The sequence below is a fragment of the Nocardia vermiculata NBRC 100427 genome, from assembly GCF_001613265.1.
In the GTDB taxonomy this organism is placed as follows: domain Bacteria; phylum Actinomycetota; class Actinomycetes; order Mycobacteriales; family Mycobacteriaceae; genus Nocardia; species Nocardia vermiculata.
The window spans coordinates 56925-82898 of the sequence record NZ_BDCA01000004.1 but is presented as its reverse complement, the minus strand read 5'-3'; the positions used below and the strand labels follow the sequence as shown (position 1 = coordinate 82898).

25 protein-coding genes and 1 tRNA gene are annotated in these 25974 nt (G+C 66.6%); 14 read left to right on the top strand and 12 right to left on the bottom strand.

What is annotated here, in order from left to right; all coding sequences use genetic code 11:
* Positions 1-17 precede the first annotated feature (17 nt).
* Positions 18-482: a GatB/YqeY domain-containing protein gene (locus tag NV2_RS07235; protein WP_067870767.1), complete on the bottom strand. Its 465-nt coding sequence runs from the start codon at positions 480-482 to the stop codon at positions 18-20.
* Positions 483-629: 147 nt separating this feature from the next.
* Between NV2_RS07235 and NV2_RS07230 the strand changes: the two genes are divergently transcribed.
* The 4 genes from NV2_RS07230 (at position 630) to NV2_RS07215 (ending at position 3429) form a co-directional block, all read left to right on the top strand.
* A complete protein-coding gene (locus NV2_RS07230) occupies positions 630-1616 on the top strand; it encodes a metallophosphoesterase (protein ID WP_067870766.1) in 987 nt (328 codons plus the stop codon).
* Between the two features lie 552 nt (positions 1617-2168).
* Entirely contained in the window at positions 2169-2906 is a 738-nt protein-coding gene (locus NV2_RS07225; RefSeq protein ID WP_067870765.1) for a DUF8017 domain-containing protein, read from the top strand.
* Positions 2907-2962: 56 nt separating this feature from the next.
* A tRNA-Pro gene (locus tag NV2_RS07220) sits at positions 2963-3036 on the top strand.
* Between the two features lie 159 nt (positions 3037-3195).
* Complete coding sequence (locus NV2_RS07215) at positions 3196-3429, top strand: hypothetical protein (protein WP_067870764.1); 234 nt, start codon at positions 3196-3198, stop codon at positions 3427-3429.
* A gap of 7 nt (positions 3430-3436) precedes the next feature.
* Here NV2_RS07215 and NV2_RS07210 read toward each other — a convergent pair whose 3' ends face one another.
* The 4 genes from NV2_RS07210 to NV2_RS07195 all read right to left on the bottom strand — a co-directional run bounded on the left by NV2_RS07210 (position 3437) and on the right by NV2_RS07195 (position 8606).
* Positions 3437-4720: a low temperature requirement protein A gene (locus NV2_RS07210; protein ID WP_067870763.1), complete on the bottom strand. Its 1284-nt coding sequence runs from the start codon at positions 4718-4720 to the stop codon at positions 3437-3439.
* Between the two features lie 92 nt (positions 4721-4812).
* Positions 4813-5913 carry an ABC transporter substrate-binding protein gene (locus NV2_RS07205; RefSeq protein ID WP_218018955.1) on the bottom strand — a complete coding sequence of 367 codons (1101 nt, stop codon included), beginning with the start codon at positions 5911-5913 and terminating at the stop codon, positions 4813-4815.
* Between the two features lie 121 nt (positions 5914-6034).
* Positions 6035-6868, bottom strand: a complete 834-nt coding sequence (locus NV2_RS07200) for an SAM-dependent methyltransferase (protein ID WP_067870762.1) — start codon at positions 6866-6868, stop codon at positions 6035-6037.
* A 139-nt stretch (positions 6869-7007) separates the two neighbouring features.
* Positions 7008-8606, bottom strand: a complete 1599-nt coding sequence (locus tag NV2_RS07195) for a succinic semialdehyde dehydrogenase (RefSeq protein WP_067870761.1) — start codon at positions 8604-8606, stop codon at positions 7008-7010.
* A gap of 137 nt (positions 8607-8743) precedes the next feature.
* Between NV2_RS07195 and NV2_RS07190 the strand changes: the two genes are divergently transcribed.
* Positions 8744-9565, top strand: coding sequence for a crotonase/enoyl-CoA hydratase family protein (locus tag NV2_RS07190; protein WP_067870760.1), 822 nt, complete (start codon positions 8744-8746; stop codon positions 9563-9565).
* A gap of 76 nt (positions 9566-9641) precedes the next feature.
* On the opposite strand, the gene NV2_RS07185 is transcribed toward NV2_RS07190, so the two are convergent.
* The 5 genes from NV2_RS07185 to NV2_RS07165 all read right to left on the bottom strand — a co-directional run bounded on the left by NV2_RS07185 (position 9642) and on the right by NV2_RS07165 (position 14708).
* The gene (locus NV2_RS07185; protein ID WP_067870759.1) at positions 9642-10409 is read right to left on the bottom strand and encodes an SDR family NAD(P)-dependent oxidoreductase; all 768 of its coding nucleotides are present in this window, start codon (positions 10407-10409) and stop codon (positions 9642-9644) included.
* A complete protein-coding gene (locus tag NV2_RS07180; RefSeq protein ID WP_245662489.1) occupies positions 10406-11053 on the bottom strand; it encodes an acetoacetate decarboxylase family protein in 648 nt (215 codons plus the stop codon). The genes NV2_RS07185 and NV2_RS07180 overlap by 4 nt, the downstream gene beginning before the upstream one ends.
* 191 nt (positions 11054-11244) lie before the next feature.
* Positions 11245-12861 carry an acyl-CoA synthetase gene (locus NV2_RS07175; RefSeq protein WP_067870757.1) on the bottom strand — a complete coding sequence of 539 codons (1617 nt, stop codon included), beginning with the start codon at positions 12859-12861 and terminating at the stop codon, positions 11245-11247.
* A gap of 51 nt (positions 12862-12912) precedes the next feature.
* Positions 12913-14154 carry a hypothetical protein gene (locus NV2_RS07170; RefSeq protein WP_067870908.1) on the bottom strand — a complete coding sequence of 414 codons (1242 nt, stop codon included), beginning with the start codon at positions 14152-14154 and terminating at the stop codon, positions 12913-12915.
* 5 nt (positions 14155-14159) lie between these two features.
* Positions 14160-14708: a nuclear transport factor 2-like protein gene (locus NV2_RS07165; RefSeq protein WP_067870756.1), complete on the bottom strand. Its 549-nt coding sequence runs from the start codon at positions 14706-14708 to the stop codon at positions 14160-14162.
* A 400-nt stretch (positions 14709-15108) separates the two neighbouring features.
* On the opposite strand from NV2_RS07165, the gene NV2_RS07160 reads away from it, so the two are divergent.
* The 7 genes from NV2_RS07160 to NV2_RS07130 are packed head-to-tail and all read left to right on the top strand — an operon-like array spanning position 15109 to position 21865.
* Positions 15109-16008 carry an NAD(P)-dependent oxidoreductase gene (locus tag NV2_RS07160; protein ID WP_067870755.1) on the top strand — a complete coding sequence of 300 codons (900 nt, stop codon included), beginning with the start codon at positions 15109-15111 and terminating at the stop codon, positions 16006-16008.
* Positions 15998-16408, top strand: coding sequence for a carboxymuconolactone decarboxylase family protein (locus NV2_RS07155; RefSeq protein WP_067870754.1), 411 nt, complete (start codon positions 15998-16000; stop codon positions 16406-16408). Before NV2_RS07160 ends, NV2_RS07155 begins: the two co-directional genes overlap by 11 nt.
* A gap of 14 nt (positions 16409-16422) precedes the next feature.
* A complete protein-coding gene (locus NV2_RS07150) occupies positions 16423-17904 on the top strand; it encodes an FAD-dependent oxidoreductase (protein WP_067870753.1) in 1482 nt (493 codons plus the stop codon).
* A 34-nt stretch (positions 17905-17938) separates the two neighbouring features.
* Entirely contained in the window at positions 17939-18799 is an 861-nt protein-coding gene (locus tag NV2_RS07145; protein ID WP_067870752.1) for a TIGR03619 family F420-dependent LLM class oxidoreductase, read from the top strand.
* A 21-nt stretch (positions 18800-18820) separates the two neighbouring features.
* Positions 18821-20080, top strand: coding sequence for a glycosyltransferase family 4 protein (locus tag NV2_RS07140; protein ID WP_067870751.1), 1260 nt, complete (start codon positions 18821-18823; stop codon positions 20078-20080).
* Positions 20074-20805, top strand: coding sequence for a class I SAM-dependent methyltransferase (locus tag NV2_RS07135; protein ID WP_067870750.1), 732 nt, complete (start codon positions 20074-20076; stop codon positions 20803-20805). The genes NV2_RS07140 and NV2_RS07135 overlap by 7 nt, the downstream gene beginning before the upstream one ends.
* On the top strand, positions 20792-21865 hold the full coding sequence (locus tag NV2_RS07130) for a prenyltransferase/squalene oxidase repeat-containing protein (RefSeq protein ID WP_067870749.1): 1074 nt from the start codon (positions 20792-20794) through the stop codon (positions 21863-21865). Before NV2_RS07135 ends, NV2_RS07130 begins: the two co-directional genes overlap by 14 nt.
* Before the next feature lie 69 nt (positions 21866-21934).
* Here NV2_RS07130 and NV2_RS07125 read toward each other — a convergent pair whose 3' ends face one another.
* On the bottom strand, positions 21935-22603 hold the full coding sequence (locus NV2_RS07125; RefSeq protein ID WP_067870748.1) for a class I SAM-dependent methyltransferase: 669 nt from the start codon (positions 22601-22603) through the stop codon (positions 21935-21937).
* Positions 22604-22787: 184 nt separating this feature from the next.
* Between NV2_RS07125 and NV2_RS07120 the strand changes: the two genes are divergently transcribed.
* Positions 22788-23354, top strand: a complete 567-nt coding sequence (locus NV2_RS07120; RefSeq protein WP_067870907.1) for a TetR/AcrR family transcriptional regulator — start codon at positions 22788-22790, stop codon at positions 23352-23354.
* A gap of 11 nt (positions 23355-23365) precedes the next feature.
* On the opposite strand, the gene NV2_RS07115 is transcribed toward NV2_RS07120, so the two are convergent.
* Positions 23366-23854, bottom strand: a complete 489-nt coding sequence (locus tag NV2_RS07115; protein WP_067870747.1) for a glutathione peroxidase — start codon at positions 23852-23854, stop codon at positions 23366-23368.
* Positions 23855-24206: 352 nt separating this feature from the next.
* Here NV2_RS07115 and NV2_RS07110 point away from each other — a divergent pair, with 352 nt between their 5' ends.
* The gene (locus NV2_RS07110) at positions 24207-25841 is read left to right on the top strand and encodes a GMC family oxidoreductase (RefSeq protein WP_067870746.1); all 1635 of its coding nucleotides are present in this window, start codon (positions 24207-24209) and stop codon (positions 25839-25841) included.
* The last annotated feature ends 133 nt before the right edge of the window (positions 25842-25974 follow it).

Genomic DNA, 25974 nt, shown 5'->3' with positions numbered 1-25974 from the left:
GGGGAACCGGTTGCGAGCTACAGCCGGGATTTGACCGCGGCCGAGATCCGCGAGCCGTCGGCGCGACCGGCGGCCAGTGCCGTCGCCACCTTCATGACCTGCCCCATCTGCCGCATGCCGGGCCGGGCGCCCAGCTCTTCGGCGACATCGGCGATGGCGGTATCGGCAAGATCGGCGACCTCGGCATCGGTGAGCGGAGTCGGCAGGTATTCGTCGATGATCTCCTGCTCGGCCCGCTCGTTCGCGGCGAGCTCACCGCGCCCGGCCTGCTCGTAGACCACGGCAGCCTCGTTGCGCTTCTTCGCCTCCTTGCCGAGCACCGCGATCACCTCGGCATCGCTGAGTTCCTTCGCCTCGGAGCCGGCGACCTCGGCGTTCTGCACGGCCGCCAGCAACATGCGCAGGGTATTCAGGCGCAGGCTGTCCTTGGCTTTCATCGCCGCGGTCAGATCGGCGCGCAACGTGGATTTGAGTTCCGACATGTGGCACACGCTAGCCGCTGCGCAGTGCCACTCCCACCGCTTTTGCCGTGGCGAGCCGCCCAGCGGCCCCACCGCGACGCGCCCAATCCGGATGCCTGTGCGGAAACACACTCGGTATTCGTCACACAGGTCGCCTATTCTGGACCGATGCCCGTATTCTCGTCCCCCGCACTTCGACGAGCAGCGCTGGGCTCCGGAGCCAAGGTTGTCGCCGCGGCCGCCGGTACCGCAGTGGCCGGAGTCGGCTACGCCTCGCTGATCGAACGCAACGCTTTCGTCCTGCGCGAAGCCACGATGCCGGTGCTACAGCCGGGCTCGTCGAGTCTGCGCGTGCTACACATCAGCGACCTGCACATGACGCCCGGCCAGAAGCTCAAACAGGCCTGGGTCCGCGAACTCGCCGGCCTGGAACCCGACCTGGTGGTGAACACCGGCGACAACCTCGCGCATCCGAAGGCGGTGCCCGCGGTCGTGCAGTCGCTGTCGGAGCTGCTGGCACGCCCTGGCATCTTCTGCTTCGGCAGCAACGACTACTTCGCCCCCGTGCCGAAGAACCCGCTCAAGTATTTCGACAAGAACCACAAGCGGGTCCACGGCGATCCGCTGCCGTGGAAGGATCTGCGTGCCGCGTTCACCGAACGTGGCTGGCTGGATCTGACCCATGTGCGGCGTGATCTCGAGGTCGCCGGGATCAAGATCTCCACCGCCGGTGTCGACGACCCGCATCTCACCCGGGACCGCTACGACACGGTGGCCGGCACGCCGAATCCGATGGCCGATCTGAGCATCGGACTCACCCACTCCCCCGAACCGCGGGTGCTCGACCGCTTCGCCGGCGACGGCTACGACCTGGTACTGGCGGGGCACACCCACGGCGGGCAGCTCTGCCTGCCGGGCTTCGGTGCCCTGGTCACCAACTGCGGTATCGACCGGTCGCGCGTGAAGGGCCCCTCGCGCTGGGGCGCGCACACCCGGCTGCACGTATCCGCCGGCGTCGGCACCTCACCGTGGGCGCCGTACCGGTTCTGCTGCCGGCCCGAGGCCACCCTGCTGACACTCGTCGCCGCCCCGCCGAACCACCCGAAGTCCGATAGTGGCCACGGTGTCTCGGAATCGGAGGCCGTGGCGCGCTAGGGTGACCTGCCGAGGCACGACATGAGGCAGGGGTTCACGGTGGGCAGTGGGTTCGACCAGCGGCACGACGACGCGACCGCCGAACCGGGACCCGCACCGCAACCACCCCCCGGTGGCGATGGCGCAGCGAACGGCGCTGTGCCGCAGGTGTCTCCGTGGGCACGACCGGGTTCGGTGGCCCCTCCCCTGTCCCAGGCACCTGCGACCGACAGCTCCGGGGTGCCGGATGTCGTACCCGCGTCCGTGGGCGCGAATGCGCCGAGCGGGTACGGTCCTGGCCCTGCTCTCGGTGGGACCGAGGCAGCGACAACCGCTTTCGGCGCCCAGCCGAACCACGGCCCGCTGTCCCCGCCACTGAGCAACCCGGCTTCCACAGCGAATTTTGCGGCGCAGCATCACTTTCCGCAGCACGGACCGTACACCGGCGGTTCCGCCCCGGAATGGCTTGCCGAGCCCCGGACTCCTGCTCCGCAACAGCATTCGGAATGGACTCCACCGGGTGCGCCACCGGCACGTCCCGCACCGCCCGATCCGGGTCCGGGACGCCGAAAGATGTGGGTATTCACCGGGATCGGGGTCGCCGTCGTGGCGGCACTGGCGGCGACCGCCGTCGTGACAGGCCGGAATGCGGACGGCGCCGATGCCGCGGGATCGACCACACCGTCCATGGTGAGCGCATTGGGCGCCGAGAATCCCCCGCCCCCGGCCGCCGATCCACCTCGGCCCGCACCTCCGGGGCCGACGCCGGCACCGATGATCCCCGGCTATCAGGTGGTGCAGATCCTGGACCGAGGCGCGGCCTACGACGCACCCGCCGACTGGACCGTCGATCCGCTCGGCACGGCGATCTGGGGCACCGGAACCGGCTCGAAGCCGCTCGAGATCGCCGGGTTGTCCCAGGAAGGCAAGAATTACTGTCCCAACTACACCCGCACCAACGCTTTCCTCACCCTGTCCCCCGAGGCGGAGCCGGCCGCGGCGGCCGCCGATATCGGCAAGCGGATGGCCGCCTTCGGCTGGTCCGGAGCCACTCTCGGGCCCGCCGGCACCCCCGAACCGATGGTCTCGCTCGACGGGCAGTTGCACGGCTCCTTCGTCGAGACGACCGGCACCGCCCCGCCCCCGGCTCCGGGCTGCGCCACCAGCTTCTCGGTCTATGCCTTCGCCTTCCCGAGCGAAAACGGAAACTTCGTGATGGCCATCGCCGCCGACACCGGCCTGGACAAGTCCGTGGACCGCGAAACCGCCAAGCGTATCGTCTCCACTATCCGCCCACTCCCGGTCCGCTGACCAGCCGATTTAATGTTCCCGCCCTGCCTGCTGTAAGCTACAGCAGGCTCAACTCACGGGGTGTGGCGCAGCTTGGTAGCGCGCTTCGTTCGGGACGAAGAGGTCGCAGGTTCAAATCCTGTCACCCCGACTCGTGTGTGGAGACACGGCAGAGGCCCTGACCAATCCACTGGTCAGGGCCTCTTGCTTTGCCGGAGCACCGCCGCCTGCAACGCGGGGTCGCAACGGATCGCCCAACGCGCCATCGGGTTCCGGCCATGATCGAAAACGTTGTGCTACAACTGGCCTCGTGGCTGGAGTCATCGGAATTGTTGCGATCCTCGGAATCATCATTCTCGTCGTCGGGATGGTGTTCATCGGCGTCACTCTGGTCCAGCACTCACGCAAGCGAGCGGAGATGCTTTCAGTGCCTCCGAACGGGAGTACCCCGGACGCCTCGGCGCAGCAGGCGCAGTGGTCGGGGCAGCAGCAAACATGGCCCGGACAGCAGACGCAGTGGCCGCAGCGGCCCTACACCCGCTAGCCAGGGTTCAGGCGCGGTCCAGGTTCTCCAGCATCTCGCGCTGGTGGCGGTGGCCGACGGTTTCGTAGCCGACCACGGTGACGAACGGCGCGAGCATCACCACCAGCAGGCAGAACGCGACCGAGACGCCGACGGCGGCGAGGACCACGGCGAGAACCAGGACGACTGCGGTGACCGTGATCAGCAGCAGATGCAGTGAATCGGTCGCCGACAGCATCAGGGTGTGCAGTAGGTAGATCATCAGCAGGTACACGCCCACCGGTACCGCCAGCGACGCCACCACCGCCACCGCGCTGATCCCCGAATGGTGCTCCAGTTGCAGTCCGGCCACATGCAGACCGGCGCCGGCACCGGCGATGCCCATATACAACGGGATATGTCCGTAGCCGAACAGATAGCCACGGTTGCGACGGCGCTCCAGGATCTCGCCGTACGGGGTCGTGAAATACACCCACCACATGCCGAAGGTCAGGCCGACGCCGGCGATCACGATCGCGACGGCGTCGAAGGTCCATTCGGTGCCGTCGGCGCCGCCGAGCAGGTCACCGGAGGAGGCGATGGTTCCGACCACGCCCTCACCGAGGACGATGATCGCGAACAGGCTGTAGCGCTCGGCTACGTGATGCGGATGCCACGGCGTTCCACTCGCCCGTCCTTGAGTGAGCACCGGAAGCAGCATCTCGAGTGCGGCGAGTGCGACGAATCCCACGCCGACCACCGCCACCGGCAACCGTACGAACCCCAGTACGACCCAGCCGATTTGAGCGATGACGACCCAGCGAATGTTCGCGTATCCGACGTGCCGGAACGACGGTGATTCCCGCGCTGCCCGCCACCACTGCGCCACCATCGCGATCCGCATGACGACGTAACCGACCACGATGATCCGCAGTTCGATGTGGTCGCCCTCCTCGACCGAATGGAACAGTGGCGGGATCCCGAGTGCGAAGATCACCACCCCGATCATCTGCAGCATCGTCAGCACTCGATACAGCCAGTCGTCGGTGGCGAATGCGGAGGCGAACCAGCTGAAACTGATCCAGGCGTTGACGATCGCGAACATCGCCAGCACGAAGGCGATCACCGCTTTACCCGGATGTCCGGCGCCGATCATTTCCGCGAGATAGGACGCCGCGGTGCCCACGGCGACCACGAAGGTCAGGTCGAACAGCAGTTCCAGCGGTGAGGACACGCGGCCCCGTTCACCGGGGTCGCGGCCGATCATCGGGATGCGACGGTGCGCGGGTCCGCGCTCGCCGCCGGGAGAGCCGGGAGATACGGAGTCGCTCATGGGGTGCATACTGCCGCATCGACGGCGTGGATCGCGGGGTTCGACCCGCCGTTTTCCGGCCCCGGAGCTGGACGGACTGTCGGCTCGAGCGCTCAGTTGCCGGTATCGGCCGTACCGGAGCCCTTCCGGTGCGCCTCGCCCTGAGCCGTGGTGCCCTTCGCCTCCGGCCGCAGCATCGCATTGAACTCGTTGGTGTAGAACTTGCGTGGTTCGAGATCACCGTCGATGGCGTCGGTGTCGCGCAGCCAGCGCTCCCAGCGCATGAAGTCGCCGTCGGAGAGCTCCCCGTAGCGGGACGGCACCCCCACCGACAGCCAGTACTTCAGGCTCTCGGTGCTCTCACCGGCGCGATGCCGGTCGTTGATGATCTGGGTGAACTTCGCGATCACCTGGTCGCGCGGTGTGGTGCGTTCCCATTCGAGCGCCTTGGCGACGCCGGTGGTGAATGTTCGCACCACGTCGGGGTTCTTCTCTATGTAGTCGTTGCGGAAGACGTAGGGGCCGCCGTTGATCGGTCCGCCGAACTCGTCGATCTCGGTGAACACCGGCCGCACTCCCCCGTTGGCCAGTGCGCGCTGCTGGAACTGTCCGGTCAGCCCGGCCACATCGATCTGTCCCTTGCGCAGGGAATCCTCGATATTGGGGGTGGGCAGGGCGATCAGCTGCACGGAGTCGATCTGCTGCGAGTTCAGGCCCGCTCGTTTCAACGCCTCGTACACGTCGGCCTCGTTCTGGCCGCCGAGGGTGTTGACGCCGATCTTCTTGCCGACCAGATCGGTGACCGAACGGATCGGGCTGTCGTCGGTCACGTAGTAGCCGCCGAAGGACTTCTCGTCCGACCCGTAGTAGTTGAGCACCGCCGTGATCGGGGCACCGGCCGCGGCCAGCTTGGCGACCGCGCCGGCGAAGGCGCCGCCGAAGTCGACCTGCCCGGTGGCCGCGGTCTGGATGTCCTGTGGACCACTGTTGGTATTGCCGATCCAGTCGAGTTTCACCTTGCCCTCGAAGAATCCGAGATTCTCCGCCAGTTCCGGCGGGGTGACCTGATCGGCCCACCCCATGTAGCTCAACAGGGTCACGCCGTTCGCATCGGTGCGCGCCTCACCTCGGGACCCGCACCCGGTGAGCGCGACGGTGGCGAGCACGGCGGCTGTGATGATCGTCAGGGCGGGGCGAATGCGGCGGGGCAACACGCGGACTTCCTTTCGCGGTGGTGCGCACGCCGGCAACGGTGGTACCGGCGTGCTCGGCCGAGCCTAGGATCGGCCGCCGCGTATGCCACGCCTTTGAATCACGACGATTCGGTGAAACCGCTCAGGGTTTGTAAGCGATGCCGCCCGCGATGCATCGGCGCACCGGTGACAGCGGAGCCAGCTGCGGGCCGTCCGGCCACCACTCGTCGCAGAGCACGAGTCCGGGTTCGACCAGCTCCAAGCCACCGAACATGGCGGCGATCTCGTCGCGGGTGCGGAAGCGCCCACTGCCCATCGGGCTGTGCACGAACTTGTCCTCCATCTGGCGGGCGAGTTCGCTCAGTTCTGGGTCACCGGGATCGTAGAAGTGCGCGATGGCCAGATACGAGCCCGAGGGCAGTGCGTCGACATAGGTCTGCATCAGCGCGGACCCGTCGTCACCGAGATAGTGGTGCAGGGTGCCGATGTGGAAGACGGCGATGGGCCGGCTGAAGTCCAATTCGTCACGCACAGTGGCATTGTTGAGCACCTCGTGCGGGCGGAAGATGTCCGCGGAGACGATGGAGGTCTGCGGATTCGACTCCAGCAGCGCGCGTGCGTGAGTCAGCACCATGGGGTCGTTGTCGACGTAGACCACATGGGCCTCCGGCCTGATCCGCTGCACCACCTGATGGGTGTTCTCCGCGGTCGGCAGGCCGGAGCCCAGGTCCAGGAACTGGTCGATCCCGGCCTGGGAGGCCAGGAAACGGCACGACCGGATGAGGAAATCACGGTTGGCCCAGGCCAGGTCGTTCACCTGCGGGGCCACGGTACGAACCTGCGCCAGCACATCCCGATCGATGTCGAAGTTGTCCTTGCCGTTCAGGGCGGCGTCGTAGACGCGGGCGATGCTGGCTCGGGCGGTATCGACCCCGACCGGCACCACACTCGGGTACGCGGCGGAAGGTTGCGACATGAAGGCTCCCCTGGCGTTTCTTCAAGCACGGACTTCATCGAACACGAACACGCACACGGCGTCATGTCGAGTGTGACCTACTCGCCGCGTCGGCGCGGCTTTACCGCTTGATTCGAATTTGCCGGAGCTGTTTCCTATTTCATCGAATACGCAGCCGCCGGCTCAGCCGCAGCGTCATCAGCGTGCTCTTGAGCTGTTTGTCGAACGGCATGGCCGAACGCGCCGAGAGCACCTGCTTCTTCTGCACGCCGACATTGATCGTGTCGGTGTACTTGAGCAGCCCCGCATCACCGTGCCTGGTGCCCACGCCGGACTGTTTGATCCCGCCGGACGGTGTCGTCTTCGCCGAATAGGTCGCGACGAAACCGTCGTTGATATTCACATTGCCGGCCTCGAGCCGATCGGCCATGCGCTCGGCACGCGCCAGATCGGTACTCCAGATGCTGGCGTTGAGGCCGTAGGTGGTGGCATTGGCCTGGCGGACGGCCTCGTTCTCGTCGGTGTAGCGATAGATCGTCACCACCGGGCCGAAGGTTTCCACGGTCGCGTGATCCATCTCGGCGGTCACGCCGGTCAGGATCGTCGGCTCGTAGAAGGCCGGACCGATATCGGGGCGTGCCTTCCCGCCGGTGAGTACGGTCGCGCCCTTGGCGACCGCATCGTCGACATGGGCGGCCACCCGCTTCATATGCTCCACCGACACCAACGATCCGAATTCCGGGTCGGCGGTGTAGGAGGCACCGGCCGTGGCACCCAATTGCTCTGCGGCGGAGACGAATCGGCGGACGAATTCATCGTGCACACGGTCGTGGACGTAGATGCGCTCGATGTGCATACACGCCTGCCCGGAGTTGCCGAAGACGGCGAAAATCGCCCCGGGGATGACATCGTCCAGGTTCGCGTCTTCGAGTACGAGCATCGGATTCTTGCCGCCCAGTTCCAGACTGCAGCCGATGAGGTTACGCCCGGCCCGCTCTCCGATGGTGCGGCCGGTCGCGGTGGATCCGGTGAACATCACGTAGTCACTGTTGTCGATCAGCGTCGGGCCCACGTCCGGACCGGCGCCGCAGACGACCTGGATCAGATCGCGCGGCAGTCCCGCGCGGCGCAGCAACTCGACCCCGTACAGCGTGCACAGCGCGGTCTTGTTGTCCGGCTTGAGCACAACGCCGTTGCCGGCGATGAGGGCCGGCACCGAATCGGAGATCGAGATCGCGAAGGGGAAGTTCCACGGCGCGATCACCGCGACCAGGCCCTTGGGGCGATGGTGTTCCGCGGAGCTCGAGATGACCGGCATCGCGCCGCCGCGCCGGATCGGCTTCAGGATGCGCTCGGCGTGCTTGAGGTAATGGCTGATCACCATGACCGGATCGCACGACTCCTCGATCGCCATGCGCCGGGTCTTCCCGCAGCCGATCTGGATCAGATCCGCGATGGTGTCGAGTTCGGCGAGAAGCAGCTCATGAGCCCGTGCGAAGACTTCCAGACGGCTCTTGACCGATCGGCTCGCCCATTCGCGCTGCGCTGCGCGGGCCCTTTCGGCAGCAGCGGCGACATCCTCGGGGGAGGACTGGGGCAACTCACCGACGACGGCGCCGGTGTACACCTCGATCATCTCGTACGGTGCACGCGACTGTCCCGCAGTACCCGCGACGACCATCCCGGTCAGCCGGTCGATCAACGTCGTCGTGATCCGCTGCGGCAGCGTCGTCGCGCCGCCGTGCGTGGTTGTCTCCATCAGCGATCTCCATAACTGTGCCACCCGTGACGCCCGTCACCATCATACAAACTAGAACACGTTATTGTTATGGACAACAGCGCGGGGTAACTTCGTCCGCAAAACGGGAGTAATACGATGAGGAAAGTGGGTCGGCGATGACGACGGCAGCAACTGAAACAGGTAGCAATACGGAACCCCACGCCTTGCTCGAGCGACGCGGCGCCACGCTGATCGTCACCCTGAACCGCCCGGCCGTGCGCAATGCGCTCTCGGGCGAGATGCTCGATCTGATGGTGCAGGCCTGGGATATGGTCGACAACGATCCGGAGATCCGGTCCTGCATCCTCACCGGTGCCGGCGGCGCCTTCTGTGCGGGCGCGGACCTCAAGGCCATGACCAAGCAGGATCCGGCCAAGAACATGGGCTCGGGCGGCGCCTTCGATCCGACGAACATTCCGGGTCTGCTCAAGGGCCGGCGCCTGACCAAGCCGCTGATCGCAGCGGTCGAGGGCGCGGCCATCGCCGGCGGCACCGAGATCTTGCAGGGCACCGACATTCGCATTGCCGGTGAGAGCGCGAAGTTCGGTGTGGCCGAAGCCCGTTGGAGCCTGTTCCCGATGGGGGGATCGGCGGTGCGGCTGCCCCGTCAGATCCCCTACACCGTCGCCGCCGACTTGCTGCTTACCGGCCGTAGCATCACCGCCGCGGAAGCCAAGGAATACGGCCTGATCGGTCACGTGGTGCCGGACGGTACCGCGTTGGAGAAGGCGCTCGAGATCGCCGAGAAGATCAACGCCAACGGCCCGCTGGCCGTCCAGGCGATCCTGAAGACCATGCGCGACACCGAGGGCATGCACGAGGACGAGGCGTTCAAGGTGGACGCGAAGCTCGGCCTCACGGTCTTCCGCAGCGAAGACGCCAAGGAAGGACCGAAGGCGTTCGCCGAGCGCCGCAAGCCGGAATTCAAGGGGCGCTGAGAACCCGCTCGGAGTGATCCGACACAGCACAAGGCCCTGACCAGTGGATTGGTCGGGGCCTCTGCCGTGTATCGACTCACAACTCCGGTTTGACCATCCGCACCACCTGTTTGCGCAGGAAGTTCGGCATGAACCGCCGCGCCAGCACCATGGGTTTGGCCGGGCCGGGGAAGATGAACAGCGGCGCCTTCGGGTCGGCGACGGCCTGTTCCACCGCGTCGAGCACCTTCTCCGGTGTCACACCCTTCTGGCCCGCGACCACCGAGGCATTGTCGGCCCGGATACCATCCAGCAGTGGGGTTTCCACGATCGGCGGGCAGACCGAGATGACGCGGACGCCAGTGCCGGCGAGTTCCTGGGCGAGGACGTCGTGGTAGCCGACGACGGCGAACTTCGAGGACGAGTAGGCGGCCAGGCCCGGTGAGGGGAGCCAGCCGGCGACCGAGGCGAACAGCACCAGGGTGCCGCCGCCGGACTGCTTCATCTCGGGAACGACGGCCTGGCAGATGTTGACCGTGCCGCCGTAGTTGACATCCATCACCTTGCGCATTTCCGCCACATCGTGAGTGAGTGCGGAGCCGACCCGGCACAGGGCGGCGGCGTGCACCAGGTGGTCGATGGGGCCGAGGTCGGCGCGTACCTTCTCGATCACGGTGCGGACGGCCTGCTCATCGGAGATGTCGCAGGTGTAGGTGGTGGTGTTGGGGGAACGGCGGGCCGTTTCGGCGAGGCCCATCTCGTTGATGTCGAGTGCGGCGACCCGGTATCCGCCCGCTGCCAGCCGTTGCGCCGCCATCCGGCCCATACCGCTGGCCGCGCCGGTAACCACTGCTGTCCGGGTCATCGAACAACCTCCGCATCCTCGAACGTCATGCGTAGCAGCCCGATCCGGCTGCTGAACAGGGCGCGCTTGGGGAGGCCGAGCGCGCGCATCTGGTCGGCGACGGGGTGGTTGCCGAGCTCGATCTTGGTGCCGCCGACACCCATCCGCACCTGAGCGGGGTTCATCACCCAGGGGGTGCGGCGCAGCACGCCGTCCATCAGGGTGTAGGCCGCGATCGAGGCGCCGCCCATGCCACCGGGCGAAGGGATACCGCCGGCGGTCTCCATCGTGACCACGGGCCGATCATCGATCCGCACCGCACAGCGCTTGCCACGCCGCACCGGGGTGACCTCGATATCGGCGATCTCCTTGGGGAATCCCCAGATCTCGCGACCGGCGGCGCAGGTGAAGCTCTGGTTGACCGGCAACCACGGGATGTAGACGCCGATGCCCCCGTCGTGCCCGCGCACCATCAGGGTGAGCCCGAATTCGTGGTACGGGCCGAGGTCGCCGTCGACGTAACGCACGAAGACCAGCGAGGAGAGCGCTCGCCCGGCGACACGAAGTGGCTCGAGACCGGTGGGAGCGATGATCTCGCGCGCCGCGCCCTCGTCGACGAGAAATGTCGCCGCGCAGGCGTCGGCATCGCGGATCTCGACCGGCATCCTGACTTTTTCATCCAGTACGGAGTGGACCGCTGTCATCCTCCAAGTAGAACACGTTCCAGTGCGATTGGGCAGCCCCCGCGGGCCACGAAATCCGCCCGGTACCAGGCCCCGCGCGGGGTATGCGGACATGGCTGAACGCCGAACGTCGCACCCCTCGAGCGCGACGTTCGGCTGCGACAATCACCTGTTCAGGAGCCGACGATGTATGCGGGCGGCTGGGACTCCGCATACGACTTCGCCCAGCGGTAATCCGGTTTGCCACTCGGCGTCCGGCCGACGACATCGACCACCCAGATACTGCGCGGCAATTTGTATCCGGCCAGATGCTTGCGCACATGAGCCTCGAGCGCCCCGAAGTCCAGCGCCTGCTCGCCACTGCTCATCGACACCACCGCCGCCACCTGATGCCCCCAGCGCTCGTGCGGAACGCCGATGACCACCACGTCGAAGATGCCGTCGTGGGATTTCACGACAGACTCCACCTCTTCGACGAACACCTTCTCACCACCGGTGTTGATGACCATGTTGCCGCGGCCCAGCAGGGTGATGCTGCCGTCGTCCTCCACCCGGGCCCGGTCGTCGGTGATGACCATGCGCACACCGTCGACGGTCCGGAACAGCTTGTCCGACTTGGCTTGATCCTTGTAATAACCAATCGGCACCGAGCCGGTCTTGGCCATCCAGCCTTCCTGCCCGCCGGGAACCTCGCGGCCCTCGTCGTCGACCACGACGGCACCGCGGCCGGTCTGCACCCGCGGCCCGCGGCCGGGGTCGTCGTCCTTCTGGGCCACCCCCATACCGCCGAATCCGGTCTCCGACGAGCCGATCGAGTCGCTGATCATGGCGTGTGGAAACGTTTCCAGCAGACGGTTCTTCACCGGCTGCGACAGCAGTGCGGCACCGGAGGCCAGCACCACCATCGTGGCGACATCCACCGGATTCTCCTGATAGGACTGGAGCAGCGGGCGGGCCATGGCATCACCGGTGATCACCATGACGTTGGCGCGCTGTTCGTTCACCACCTGCCAGATCCGATCGGGGTCGAATCGCGGTTCGTAGATCACGGTCTGGCCCGACCACAGGCCGGTGAAGGTGGGCATCATCGCGGAGGCATGGATCAGTGGCGGCAGGATCAGCCAGCGCAGCGGATCGTTCTGGGCACCCGAGCGCGACTGCTCGAACTCGTCGGCGACCGGCACGTTGGTGTAGAAGTCGATGCCGCCGCCGAGCACCCGCCACATGTCTTCCTGGCGCCACATCACACCCTTAGGCATACCGGTGGTGCCACCGGTGTACATCATGAACAGATCGTCGGGGCTGCGTTCGTCGAAATCGCGTGCGGTAGAGGTGTTCTCGAAGGCCTCCGCATACGGTGTCGACGTGCTGGGTAGTCCCGTGCCGCCCTGATCGTCCTCGACCACGAGGGCGTGCCGCAGCGTCGCGATTTGTGGGCGCACCTCGTCCACCACCGCGGAGTAGCACCGGTGGTGCACTACCGCGTCGAGGTCGGCGTTGTCGTAGACGTAGCGCAGTTCGTCGGCGCCGTAGCGGTAGTTGATATTGATCGGCACCGCGCGCAGTTTGAACGAGGCGATCAGCGTTTCCATCGTCTCGATGCTGTTGTGCATATGGAAGCCGATATGGCTGCCCTGCCCGAGTCCCGCGGCGGCCAGATGGTGAGCCAGCTGGTTACTGCGGTGCTCCAGTTCCCGATAGGTGACCTGGCGCTCGCCCTGGATCAGCGCCACCCGGTCGGGCATGGCGTCCGCGGCGTGCTCGAACAGGTCGGCGAAATTGTTCGGCATAGTGAGATCTCTCGTTGAAGCGGCGGTTCGGATCGAGTTCGGTCGGCAATCTCAGACCACGGTCAGGGGTAGTGAGCGTCGTTCACCGAACTGGAATTCGGCGCCGGTGCTGAACCGGGTGATCGCCACCTCCGGTGCTTCGGCGAACGGTTGCGGCGCCATGGTGATCTCGACGACCAGCTCGTGCTCGTCGCTGTCGCGGGCCTGCACGTCGAAATTCGGATTCACCCCACGCACCATCGCGGCCAGCGGCTCGAGATGGTCGGCGTCGATGGCGGCCGGCCAGCCACCGTCGCGGACTCCCGGGCTGTCGCGCGCGATCCGGAGCACGGCCGAATCGTGATAGGCATCGATATGAATATCGACGTAGGGCAACGGATTCCAGGCCGGATGCAAACGCAGCACCGTGGCCAGGTCGTCGAATCCGGTGCCCAGGCCCAGGGCCGTGCGCAATCGCTCGGAGGTGAGCCCGGCGATGCCGGTGAACTGTTTGCGAGCGATCGCGGTCAGCTGCTCCGGATCCGCCCGCTGCTCGACCGCGATCAGGAAGCCGAGGTTGAGCAGATGCTGTTGCAGGCAGATCTCGTCGGCCATCCGGACCAGCGCGGAATGCGAGAAATCGGTGAAGTCGAGATCGCTGAGCAGCGGGCCCCGGTAGTGCGAGCGGCCGGGGCCGTCGGCGGAGATCGGTGCCAGTTCCAGATCCACCGCGGCGAACCGGGACATCCGTTCGGCGTTGGCCGGAACCGCCGGCGGCTCGTTCGCCGGGTCGATGCGAACCGTCCACGCGCACACCGGTACTCGGTCCGCCGGCGCGCGTGGCGGGCGATGAATGGGCCGCACCTGCGCGTGTGGATTGGTCGCGAGTGCGGTGGCGTCGAAGGTGGGGTCCTCGATGGTGTGGCACATGGCCACCACGAAGTCCTCCCCCATCGGCTCCACATCGGCGAGCGCACCGCAATGATCCAGCCAGAACTCGCCGTTACGGTCGTCGTCCACCCGGAAGCGGAAGTCCATGAACTGCGGTGGTGCGCCGATATCCAGTTGCAGCCCTTTGAATATCGTGACCACACCGTCGCCGGGAATATCGAGGGCGGCGCGCATGCGGCGGGTGTAGATCGGGCTGGCCAGCTGCCATTCCTCGATGGCGATCTCGGCCATACCGTCCCGGCCGAATGCGCCGATGGAATGGGCCATCCCGGATCGGTCGATGAGGTGCCCGCACAGCAGTAGCTCGGGCACCAGCACCGCAAGTTGTTCCCTGCTGAGATCGGCGAACCTGCTCGCGGACATCGCACTCACCACAGCGGGGCCGGCGACTCGCCGATCTTGTACCAGCCCGGCAGCGTGCCGCCCGCCGAGCGCTCGATCCGCTTGCTCATCCCGTCGGACAGTGCCTTGTCGGTGATCATGTCCAGGAACAGTGCGGAGACATTTCCGAAGTCGAAAAAGTCGCGCTGCCAGGACCATTGGAAGTTGCCGCCGTAGCGGAACCAGCTGCCGCCGATACCCTCCGGGCTGTAGTGGCGGCCGTCGGCCCGGGTCTTCTCGTTGACCTGCTTCCACAGGCCGATCACATTGCCGCTGCGCTCGTCGACAACGAATTCCTGGTACGGGTACGTCCAGCCCTCGAGGCCTTCCATCTCCTGCCCGAGCGCGAGGTCGCGGATCTCCTCGCGGCCTACGGACATGAATTCCTGCTTGGGGCCGTAATTCCAGCCGTAGGTGGCGTCCTCGGTGTACATATCGGCCAGCGGGCGCCAGTCACCGGCGGCCTCACAGCGCTCGTTCTCCACCACCCAGCGGCGGACCATCTCGTCGAGTTCGTCCCGGGAAAAACCGGACATGGCAGCTTCCTTCACATTCGGTGTCGCGGGCCGGCGCCGGCGCTCGGCGCGGCCTGAGTCGGAACGGTCACCGGGCGGTGGTGACCGTGGGAGCCGTGGTCGGCCAGCGGTGTCTGCGAGAACATGTTCGGCCCGGGGAACCCGTGCGACCGGTCCCGGAAGACACATCGCTGGACATGTGTCTGGACGGTACCACCGCAATCCGGACCCGACAATGGAACGAACGTTTTCGTTCCTACGGAACGGACGTTCGACCAGCACGTCGGGGCGACGAACGGCGTGCTCGGGAGCGATCGGCGCGACACCGGCGACACCGCAGAATTGAAACAAGTTCTTGCGCCATGATCAGAGTCGAACCTATAGTTCCGTACACGTGTCCAGACAGCATCGAAAGGCGCCCATGAGCGGGTCCACGAACGACAGCACCAACGCTGCGGGCTTCATCGGCCTGGGCAATATGGGTGCACCGATGGCCGAACGACTCCTGGGCCGCCCCGGCGGCCTCGTCGTCTGCGACACCAGAGCCGAGGCGGTCCAGCCGTTCGTCGACGGTGGCGCCGCGGCCGCGAAAACAGCGGCCGAAGTCGCCGAGCGCGCCGACGTGATCTCGATCGTGGTGCTCAACGACGCCCAGGTGCGGTCCGTACTGACCGGCCCCGACGGAGTGCTGTCCACAGCGCGACCGGGGACCGTCGTCGCGGTGCACTCGACCATCGGGGACCGCACCGCGGTGGAGCTGGCCGGGATCTGTGCCGAACGAGGGGTGGAATTCGTCGACGCCCCGGTCAGCGGCGGCGGTGCGGGCGCCAAGAAGGGGTCCCTCGCAGTCATGGTCGGCGGTAGCGCCGACGCCTTCGAGAAGGTGCGCGAACCGTTCGGGTACTGGGCCGAACTGGTGGTTCACGCCGGCGAGGTCGGCGCCGGGACCCGGATGAAACTGGCCCGCAACCTGCTGCATTTCGTCTCCTTCACCGCGACCGCGGAGGCGCAGCGGCTGGCCGAAGCGGCCGGACTGAACATCGTCGATCTCGGTAAGGTGGTCCGGCATTCGGACGCGATCACCGGTGGGGCGGGCGCGATCATGTTGCGCGACACCACGGCGGCGGTTCCGCCCGGCGATTTCTGGCATTCGATCTTCACCCACACCCGCGATCTGGGCGAGAAGGATCTGTCACTGGCGATGGCCCTGGGCGATCGCCTCGGCGTCGAACTACCCTTCGCGCGAATGGCCCTGGACGGTCTCGGTGACGGGCTCGGCGTGGGCCCCGGAGAGATTTCCAAGGAGAGTCATGAGCGATAGTCCCGACGAGCTCACCCCCGAGCAGCGCCGCGCCCGCGGGCTGGCCAAGATGAGCGAGGTCTACGGCTGGGAGGTGTCCGACGGCCCCGGCAAACATTTCGCGACCACCGTCGACCACCTGTTCGCCGACATCTGGAGCCGCCCGGAACTGTCGGTGCGCGATCGCCGACTGCTGCTACTCGGCGCGCTCACCGCGCAGAACCTGCACGATGTCTCCGAGATCCAGGTCAGTGCCGCACTGCGCAACGGTGAACTCACCGAGGAGCAGCTGCGCGAGATCGCGATCTTCCTGTGTCACTACACCGGCTGGGCCGCCGGGACGAAATTCGACAGCGTCGTCGGCAAGGTGGTGGCGGACGAGCAGAAGAAGGCCGCCGCAGCCGCATCCCCCGAGAAGTAAGGAATCACGCCAGCATGTCCGACACCCTGGGTGTACGCCCGCAGCCCGCCTCCGAGATCGACGAGTGGGATTACGAAGCCGATGTGGTGATCGCCGGTTACGGCATCGCCGGCGTCACAGCCGCCATCGAAGCCTCCGAGGCCGGTGCCGACGTCCTGGTACTGGAACGTACCGGCGGCTGGGGCGGTGCGGCCGCACTGTCGGGCGGCTTCATCTATCTGGGCGGCGGCACCCCGCTGCAGAAAGCCCTCGGCTTCGAGGACACTCCGGAGAACATGGAGAAGTTCATGCGGGCCGCGCTGGGCCCGGGCGTGGACGAAGCCAAGGTGCACGACTACTGCCAGGGCAGCGTCGAGCACTTCAACTGGCTGGTCGCCCAGGGAGTCCCCTTCAAGGAGGAATTCTGGGGCGAGCCGGGCTGGGAGCCGCCGCACGACGAGGGCCTGATGTACTCCGGCGGCGAGAACGCCGCACCCTTCAACGAGATCGCGACGCCCGCGCCGCGCGGACATCTCCCGCAGATGGAGAACAAGCGCACCGGGGAGAAGGGCGGCGGCTACATGCTGATGAAGCCGCTCAGCGATGTCGCCGAGAAACTCGGTGTCCGTGCGGAATACGACGTCCGGATCCAGCGCCTGATCGTCGACGGCGACCGGGTGGTCGGAGTGGTCGCCAAGCGCTACGGCAAGCTGCTCACCGTGCGCGCCCGCCGCGGCGTGGTGCTCGCCACCGGAAGTTTCGCCTACGAGCAGCAGATGATCGAGGGGTATGCACCGCGCCTGATCGGCCGGCCCGCCGCCGCCATCGAAGAGCACGACGGTATCGGTATCCGGGTCGCCCAGGCGCTGGGCGCGCAGCTGGCCCACATGGACGCCACCGAGGTCGCGTTCATGGGCGACCCGCAGATGATGGCCCGCGGCATCATGGTCAACGGCCGCGGTCAGCGCTATATCGCCGAGGACACCTACCCGGGCCGGATCGGCCAGGCCACGCTGATCCAGCAGGAGAATCAGGCCTATCTGGTCATCGACGAGGCCGCGCTGGAAGAGGCCCTGGGGACCGAGACCGCCACCCGCTTCTTCCGTCAGCCGCCGACCTGGGCCGCGGAGACGGTGGAGGAGCTCGAGACCGAGATGGGCCTGCCGGCCGGTGCCCTGCAGAGCACCGTCGAGGTCTACAACCGGCACGCCGAAGCCGGCACCGACCCGCTGCTGAAGAAGAAGCCGGAATGGGTGAAGCCGATCGGCACCCCGGTCGCGGGCTTCGATATGCGCAACTACACCGCGGGCTTCACTCTCGGCGGTCTGCGCACCGATCTCGATTCCCGGGTCGTGCACGTCAGCGGCGAGCCGATCCCGGGTCTGTACGCGGCCGGACGCTGCACCTCCGGTGTGTGTGCGGGCGGCTACGCCAGTGGCACCTCGCTCGGCGACGGCAGCTTCTACGGCCGCCGCGCCGGCCGCGCCGCCGCGCACGACGGCCCCGAGTCGAACTGATTCCGGGCCGGCCCGGAGCACCGAAAGGAACACCATGCGTTTCGGCATAGTCCTGTTCACCAGTGACCGCGGCATCAAACCCGCGGTGGCGGCCAAGGCGGCCGAGGAACGCGGCTTCTCGTCGTTCTTCGTCCCCGAACACACGCACATCCCGATCAAACGGGAAGCAGCGCATCCGCTGACCGGCGACGCGAGCCTGCCCGACGACCGCTACATGCGCACCCTGGATCCCTGGGTCGCCCTCGCCACCGCGGCCGCGGTGACCGAGCGCATCGAGCTGTCCACTGCGGTGGCCCTGCCGACCGAGCACGACGCCATCACGCTGGCGAAAACCATTGCCACGCTGGATCATCTGTCCGGCGGCCGGGTCAGCATCGGCGCCGGATTCGGCTGGAACACCGATGAGCTCGCCGACCACGGCGTGCCCGGTAAGAAGCGCCGTACGGTGCTCCGGGAGTACCTCGAGGCCATGCGGTCGTTGTGGACCGAAGAAGAGGCGAGCTACGACGGCGAATTCGTGAAGTTCGGGCCGAGCTGGGCCTGGCCCAAGCCGGTGCAGTCGCACGTGCCGGTGCTGATCGGCACGGCCGGGACCGAGCAGGGTTTCCGCTGGATCGCCCGCTCCGCCGACGGCTGGATCACCACCCCGTACGAAACCGAAACGTTGCTCGAACGCCTCCGGCTGCTCACCAAGGTGTGGCAGGAGGCCGGCCGTGCGGAGGCCCCGCGTGTGGTGGCGCTCGACGGCAAGCCCGACCCGCAGCGCCTGACCGAGTGGCAGGAGGCCGGAGTGACCGACGTACTGTACGGGTTGCCGGACAAGTCCGAAGCCGAGGTGCTGGCGTATCTGGATCGGCTGGCAGGCAAGTTGGCGCCGCTGGGATTGAGCGCCTGAAACAGGAAGTGAGTCTTAGACGTGCGAATCGCCCTGCTGTCCTACCGCAGCAAGACCCACTGTGGCGGGCAGGGGGTGTATGTCCGGAAGTTGAGTCACGGTCTGGCCGAACTCGGCCATGAGGTCGAGGTCTTCTCCGGTCAGCCGTACCCGGAACTGCTCGATCCCCGGGTGCGGCTGACCGAGGTCCCCAGCCTGGACCTCTACCGTGATTCCGACCCGTTCCGCACACCGCGGCCCAGCGAGATCCGCGACCGCATCGACCTGCTCGAACTGGGGACGATGTGGACTGCCGGATTCCCCGAGCCGCGCACCTTCAGCATGCGCGCGGCGCGGCTGTTGCGTTCGCGTCTCGGCGATTTCGATGTGGTGCACGACAATCAGTGCCTGGGTTCGGGCCTGCTCGGTATCGCCCGCGACCTGCCGTTGGTGGCCACCATCCATCATCCGATCACCCGCGACCGCGAGGTCGATCTGGCCGCGGCACCGTGGCGGCGCAAGGCATTCGTGCGGCGCTGGTACGGCTTCCTCGGAATGCAGCAGCGGGTGGCGCGCGCGATTCCGGATCTGATCACCGTCTCCTCGTCCTCGGCCACCGATATCGCCGACGACTTCGGCGTGGACGCCGCGCAACTACGCGTGGTGCCGCTGGGCGTGGATACCGAACTGTTCCGCCCGCGCGAGCGGCGGGTCCCCGGCCGGATCGTGGCCGTGGCCAGCGCCGACAAACCGCTCAAGGGCATCTCGCATCTGCTGGCCGCACTGGCTCGGCTGCGTCTGTCGCACGAGGTCGAACTGCAACTGGTGGCCAAGCTCGAGCCGAACGGGCCCACCGAGAAGCTGATCGCCGAATTGGGCCTGTCCGATATCGTCACCGTCTCCAGCGGCCTGTCCGACGAGGCACTCGCCGAACTGCTCGCCTCCGCCCAGATCTCCTGTATCCCCTCGATGTACGAAGGCTTCTCACTGCCCGCGGTGGAGGCGCTGTCCAGTGGTACCGCGCTGGTCGCGAGCCGGGCCGGTGCGCTGCCGGAGGTGGTGGGCGACTGCGCGGAACTGGTGGAACCGGGCAATGTCGGTGAATTGACCGGGGTACTGGCGAAACTGCTCGACGCACCGCGGCGTATCGATGAGCTCGGCGCGGCCGGACGACACCGTGCACTCACCGTGTACAGCTGGGAAGCCGTTGCCGCACAAACTGTCTCGGTGTACGAGCGGGCCATCGCCCGGCGCCTGGGCACCGAACTTTCCACCGCAACACAGGAGGCGAACGTATGCTGACCGTCGATTTCGACCGCTTGGGTGTGGGCCCGGGCGCCCGCGTCATCGATGTGGGATGCGGTCAGGGTCGGCACTCCTTCGAGGCGTACCGGCGCGGCGCGGACATCGTCGCCTTCGATCAGAACGCCGACGACCTGGCGGATGTGAAGATCATGTTCGGCGCCCTGGTCGAGGCCGGCGAGGCACCCGAATACGCGACCGCGGAGACGGTGCAGGGCGACGCACTGGCGCTGCCGTTCGACGACGGTGAATTCGACGTGGTGATCGCCTCGGAGATCCTCGAGCACATCCCCGCCGACGACCGCGCGATCGCCGAACTGGTTCGTATCCTGAAACCCGGTGGCGCCCTTGCCGTCACGGTGCCCCGCTGGCTTCCGGAGCGGATCTGCTGGGCACTGTCGGACGAGTACCACGCCAACGAGGGCGGCCATGTGCGTATCTACAAGGCCGACGAACTGCGCGGCAAGGTCGCCGCACGCGGGATGCGGTTCATTCACAGTGAGCACGCGCACTCGCTGCACGCACCGTACTGGTGGTTGAAATGTGCGGTGGGCGTGGAGAAGCCGGATGCGCTGCCGGTCAAGTTGTATCACCGGATGCTGGTGTGGGACATGATGAAACGCCCGTTGCTGACCCGGCTCGCCGAATCGGCGCTGGATCCGGTGATCGGCAAGAGCGTCGCACTGTACTTCACCAAACCGGCGGTATCCGGTGCGCGGCGCTGACCTGCCATCGATTCCCGGTGTGGTCTCCGGCCGCCAGGTCCTGATCACCGCGGAATCCATTGCCGCACAGCAGCACACCGACGGTTCGATTCCGTGGTTCCAGGGCGGGCACACCGACCCCTGGGACCACGTCGAATCGGCGATGGCCCTGACCGTCGCGGGCCTGCGTGACAGCGCCCGCGCAGCCTACGACTGGTCGGCGAACACACAGCGAGCAGACGGCTCCTGGCCGCAGCAGTTTCGCGGTGCGGTGGTGGAGAACCCCGATACCGATACCAACTTCTGCGCCTATATCGCTGCGGGCGTGTGGCACTACTACCTCAGCACCGGAGATCTGGCCTTCGCGGATTCGATGTGGCCGACCGTGCGGGCCGGCATCGACTACGTCATCTCGCTGCAGCGCGGCGGCAACGGTGAGATCTATTGGCTGCAGACCGAACACGGTTTCCTGCCCGAGGCGCTGCTGACCGGCTGCTCGAGCATGTTCCACAGCATCTGCTGCGGTCTCGCGCTCGCCGAACTGCTCGGCATCGCGCAGCCGGAGTGGGAGGTCGCGGCACTGCGCCTGGGCCACGCCCTGCGGCACCATCCCGAGGCCTTCGCCGAGAAGGACCGGTACTCGATGGACTGGTACTACCCGGTGCTGTGCGGCGCGCTGCGCGGAGCGGCCGGACATGCGCGAATCGCCGCACGCTGGAACGATTTCGTGGTCGGCGAGATCGGCATCCGCTGTGTGTCCGACCGGCCGTGGGTCACCGGTGCCGAAACCTGCGAACTGGTGCTGGCACTGGACACCCTGGGCGATGCCGAGCGCGCACACCGGCTGCTGGCGAGCATGCAACATCTGCGCGAGGACGACGGCTCCTATTGGACCGGTCTGGTTTTCGCCGACGGTAAACGCTGGCCGGAGGAACGCACCACCTGGACCGGCGCCGCGATGGTGCTGGCGGCCGACGCGCTGACCCGCACCACCCCGGGTAACGGGATCTTCCGGGATCCGCTCCCCGGGGCCGCGATCAGCACCGGCGGCAGCTGCGATTGCGCTGCCTCCCGCAGCTGAACGAACCGGCGCCCCCGCTGGGTCGTCGGGGGCGCCGGGTAGTCGGGTGTAGTCCAGAACGCCGAGAACTCAGCCCTTACCGCCGCATCCGGTGCCGCGTTCGAGCAGGCGCAGCGATCCGACCGCGCCGACCTCACGGAAGTTGCCGCTGTCGAGCGCCTTCCGATAGATGTGGAACGGCGCCTGGCCACCGTCGGCCGGGTCCGGGAACACGTCGTGGATGGCGAGCACGCCGCCCGGCGCGACCCAATGTGCCCAGCCGTCGTAATCGCGCTGGGCGGCGGCCTCGGTGTGTCCGCCGTCGATGAAGAGCATGCGGATCGGGCTGCACCAGTGCCGGGCGACGGTAACCGAGGACCCTACGACCCCGATGACGGTGTCGGTCAATTCCGCACGCACCAGCGTCCGGCGGAATGTGAGCAACGTATCGAAGCGACCGGTTTCGGGATCGACCAGCGAAGTATCGTGATATTCCCAACCCGGCTGATGTTCTTCCGAACCGTGATGATGGTCGATCGTATAGACCGTCGCGCCATTTTCCCGCGCGGCCGCACCCAGGTAAATAGAAGACTTTCCACAATAGGTCCCGATTTCGACGACAATTCCATCAGCGGCATATCGCAGTACGGCGTCGTAGAGAGCTCTTCCCTCGTCTACCGGCATGAATCCGATCGCCTGCTCGGCCAGATCGAACAATCGCCCGGTTTCCGCGGAAATTTCCGAATCGGCACGAGTCATCTGTGGAACACCCTTTCCGAACCCGCCGCAAAATGTCAGAGAGCGGGGTGCGAATATATGCGATCAACGACTATAACCACTCGCCCGGGCCGACTCCCCCACGGTGTTTGCGAGTTGCTATCGAAGCTTCACCAGAGTAGCATCCGGACACGTGTCTGATCCCATTTCCACCGAGCCTACCCCGGTGAATATGGAGGCAACGCGTCGCCGCCTCACCGAGAAGCAGGCCGATACCGTCGACCGGCTGACCAGGGCCGCACTGGAAGTGCTGTCGCGCGAGGGCTTCGCCGGCCTCACTGTACGCATGGTAGCTTCAGCCGCCGGAGTGGGCACGGCGACCGCCTACACCTACTTCTCCTCCAAGGAGCACCTGGTCGCGGAGGTGTTCTGGCGGCGCCTGGCAGCCAACCCACCCCCGGTGCCCGAGGACGGTTCCGGCCGGACCGCGCGCGTCGTCGCGGTACTGCGGCAGATCGCCATGCTGGTCGCCGACGAACCCGCCCTGGCAGGCGCGGTCACCAGCGCACTACTGGGCACCGATCCGGATGTCGCACATCTGCGCACCCGCATCGGGACCGAGATCCGGCGGCGCCTGCTGGATGCGCTGGGCACGGATGCCGATCCCGATGTAGTGGAAACCCTGGAGCTGCTCTACGCGGGCGCCCTGGTCCGCGCCGGCGTCGGCTATGCGTCGTACGCCGAAATCGCCGACCGCCTGGAAACCTCGGCCCTACAGGTCATGCGGGACTGACACCGCAAAAATTACAGCGACGCTTCGATGGCTGCTACCAAGGTCGGGTCCTGCGGTTCGGTGCGGGGACGGTACCGGCCGACGACCTTCCCGTCCCGCCCCACCAGGAACTTCTCGAAATTCCACTGGATGTCGCCCGCCTCGCCCTCGGCGTCGGCGGTCTGCACCAGTTCGCGATACAGCGGGTGGCGGTCGTCCCCGTTGACATCGACCTTGGCGAGCAACGGGAAGTCCACCCCGTAGGTGGTGGAGCAGAACTGCTGGATCTCCTCGGCGGTGCCGGGTTCCTGTCCCATGAACTGATTACACGGCACGCCCACCACGCTGAAACCACGTGAGCCGTAGGCCTGCTGCAGCGCCACCAGACCGGTGTACTGCGGTGTCAGACCGCATTTCGAGGCCACGTTGACCACGAGGACGGCCTTGTCACCGGCCACATCGCCCAGGGTCGCGGATTCGCCGGCAAGAGTCTGTACGGGGATTTCACGAATATCGGTCACCCTCGAAATGATAGGTGGAATCTCGGCGTACGCCAGGGCGACTTCCGCGGCGGTGACACGATCCCCACCCGTTCCACAGCGACCCGTCCGACGGTCCACAATCGCGCGACGATCGGATCAACTGCAACCTGTTCTATGCTGTGACCTATCGAACATCCCTGGTCATCGGCACGATATCGTTCCCAGTACCGAACCTCGGACCCAAGCTTCTCGAACTGACGTCTTCACCAATATTAGAACTTGTTCTACAGTGATCGCAGGCACGCGCTCGTGTGGTGAGTCCCAGGCACGCTCCCCCCGGCCGGGCGCCGCCGCGATCTGCCCGCACACTTCGAGGATGAGGTAACCGAACATGACCGACTCTCCGCGCACCGCGGATACCAGCCAAGCCGATTACGTCGTCATCGGTGCGGGCAGCTCCGGTGCCACCGTCGCGGGCCGGCTCGCCGAACGCGGGGCCAGCGTGATCCTGTTGGAGGCGGGCCGCAAGGACACCTCCAAGACGGTGACCGTGCCGGGCATGATCTCGACACTGCACGTCGTTCCCCAGCTCAAGCATCGCGTCACCTGGGGGCAGTACTCGGTACCGCAGAAGCATGCGGCCGAGCGCGAGATCCCGATGACCCGCGGCAAGGTGCTCGGCGGTTCCAGCTCCGTGAACGGCATGTTGTTCGTACGCGGCAACAAGGCGAACTACGACTCGTGGGCCGCCGAGGGCTGCGAGGGCTGGAGCTACGAGGACGTCCTGCCCGCCTACAAGCGGCTGGAGAACTGGGAGGACGGCGCCAGCGACCTGCGCGGCAGCGGCGGCCCGATCGAGGTCACCCGGCAGAAGGAACTGACTCCCATCGCCAAGGAGTGGATGGAGGCCGCGGCCGACACCTTCAACGTCCCGGTGATCGAGGATTACAACGGTGAATCCCAAGAGGGCATCAGCATCTTCCAGCAGAGCGTGAAAGACGGTCTGCGCTACAGCTCCTCGCGCGGCTTCATCACCAACCGCCCGAACCCGAACCTGAAGGTCGTCACCGGTGCGCACGTCGCCCGTGTGGTGATCGAGAAGGGCCGGGCGATCGGCGTCGAGGTCATCGAGAAGAAGGGTCGCCGCATCATCCGCGCGGCCAAGGAGGTGGTGGTCTCCGGCGGCGTCATGGGTTCGGCCCACCTGCTGCTGCTGTCGGGCATCGGCCCGGCCGGGCAACTGCGTGACCTCGGCATCGAGGTTAATGCGGACCTGCCGGTCGGTCAGAACCTGCACGATCACCTGTTCGTGCCGATGACCTTCGTGTCGAAGAAGGCGTTGCACCGCGGTATCCCCTCGCATTTCGCCGCCGGCCTGGCGCGCGAACTGGTGCGCCCGGGCAGCTCCTGGATGGGCCGCACGGTGTTCGAATCGGTCGGCTTCGTGCGGACCTCGTTCGCCAAGGACGTCCCGGATATGCAGATCCACACCCTGCCGTGGAGCTACCCGACGCCCAACCAGGACGAGGACAAGCTGCACATGGTCGATCGCCGCGAGGCGATGACGGTCTTCCCGACGCTGATCTACCCCAAGAGCCGCGGCGAACTGCGGCTGGCCTCCACCGATCCGCTGGCCTCGCCGGTGATCGACCCGGGCTACCTGTCGGACCCTGCCGATATGGACTTCCTGGTGGAGGCCATGGGCATGATTCGCGAGGCGGCAGCGCACAAGGCCATCGCCGGCGACATCACCGAGGAACTGTCCCCCGGACCCGCCTACATCGACGAGACCGCCCTGCGGCGCGAGCTGCCCCGGCGCATCCACTCGGTGTACCACCCGGTGGGCACCTGCCGGATGGGTGTGGACGAGCGGGCCGTGGTCGACCCACAGCTCCGCGTGCGTGGCATCGAGGGTCTGCGCGTGGCGGACGCTTCGATCATGCCGAGCATCACCGGCGGCAACACCAACGCGCCGTGCTACATGATCGGCGAGAAGGCAGCGGAGTTCCTGGCCGCTTCGGCGTAAGGTACCCGCCCCACCGCGTCGATTCGGTCGTATAGGCGAATCTCGTCCGAATTCGACATGGCCCCGGCTGTGAATCAACCCACAGCCGGGGCCTTCGATTTGACGCACCTTTTGCACATTGCAAGTCTTGTTT